Genomic DNA, 1,036 nt, shown 5'->3' with positions numbered 1-1,036 from the left:
CTAGTGCCTCGTCCAGGAAGGTTGCCTCGGTAACTGGTCGAGTTGATCGCGCGCCCGCGACCGGTGATGCTCCCCGGTGGAGGTGGTGCCGGTGGCCAGGAAGCCGGAAGTGTTTGTGCGAGAGGTGACCCCGGACGAGGGTCGCCGGTTGCAGAAGATCACGAAGACAAGCAAACAACCGATCAGGATGCGGCGTGCGATCGTGGTGATGGCCTCGGCACAACGTCAACCGGTCCCCGCGATCGCCCGGTTGATGCAGGTCAGCGAAGCCTATGTGCGGCAAGTGATCCACGACTTCAACGAACGGGGGTTCGAGGCGCTGGACCCAAAATGGAGCGCGGGCAGACCGAAGAAGGCGGACCGGGCAACGCGTGAACGCATTGCCTGTATCGCCCGGTGCTGCCCGCGAGACCTCGGCTGGCCATTCTCGGTCTGGAGCCTATCGAAACTACGAGAAGTGCTGGCCACCAACAAGATCGCCGAGATCAGCCGTGAAACACTGCGCAAGATCTTGAAAGCAGAGGGTGTGTCGTGGCAGGCGGTCAAGACCTGGAAAGCCGGCACTGATCCCGAGTTCGCCACGAAGATGAACCGGATCCTCGATCTCTACGACCATCGACCCGCGGACGGGCGGGTGGTCTGTGTCGATGAGTTCGGGCCGTTGAACCTGCAACCCCGCGCTGGTCGCGGATGGTTTCCGCAGTCCAAGCCCAGACGGTTGCGGGCGACCTACCACCGCACCCAGGGTGTTCGGCATCTGCTCGGCGCGCTGGATCTGGCTACCGGGAAGATCCACTACCGGATCCGGGATCGTAAGCGGTGGCAGGAGTTTCTCGGGTTGTTGAAGTCGCTGCGTGCCCGCTGGCCCGACGGCAAGCTTTATGTCATCGCCGACAACTTCTCCCCGCATAAGCGGGCCGAGGTCCGGGACTGGGCCGCGGCACATGAGGTGGAGTTGGTGTTCTTACCGACGTATTCGTCGTGGTTGAACTGGATCGAGTCCGAGTTCGCGGCGCTGCGCTACTTCGCGTTGAAC

Annotated in this window: 1 protein-coding gene; it reads left to right on the top strand. The window is 62.6% G+C overall.

Translation table 11 applies throughout. The annotated features are described in order from the left end of the window. Positions 1-91: 91 nt before the first annotated feature. Positions 92-1,036 (top strand): IS630 family transposase (locus tag ACFWO8_RS33155; RefSeq protein ID WP_378974799.1); only part of this gene is annotated, 945 nt, incomplete at its 3' end.

It is taken from the genome of Nocardia sp. NPDC058480 (assembly GCF_042720495.1).
In the GTDB taxonomy this organism is placed as follows: domain Bacteria; phylum Actinomycetota; class Actinomycetes; order Mycobacteriales; family Mycobacteriaceae; genus Nocardia.
Note: the sequence above shows the minus strand (reverse complement) of the source record. Positions and strands in the feature narration are given on the sequence as shown.